Here is a 278-nt window from a genome sequence, read left to right as displayed (position 1 = left end):
ACGGAACACGCCCATTCAGCAGTTTTTGCTTGTACATGAAGATGGCGCGTGGCTCACCATTGATGCGCAAGAAGAGTATGTTGTAGAGCCAAATCGGCTGATGTTGTTTCAAGAGGGTAACGAGCCGCTCATTGAAATTTATGGAGGCCGCAATGCAGAGCTTCGGTTTTCGATGCTGCGAGAATACCGCAACGCGCTTAACGCCTCTGTGGAGGACCAAGGCGCGTCAAAAAGCTTGTTTATCGACTTCTCCATTTATTCACTACCTATTTCCGAGC

Annotated in this window: 1 protein-coding gene; it reads left to right on the top strand. The window is 48.9% G+C overall.

Translation table 11 applies throughout. The features are described 5' to 3' along the window. A partial coding sequence (locus A3750_RS05955) for a 7TM domain-containing protein (protein WP_156498441.1) occupies nucleotides 1-278 on the top strand: 278 nt, incomplete at both ends.

This window comes from Oleiphilus sp. HI0079, assembly GCF_001635105.1.
The sequence above is the reverse complement of the archived record's forward strand: the minus strand, read 5'-3'. Positions and strand labels throughout refer to the sequence as shown.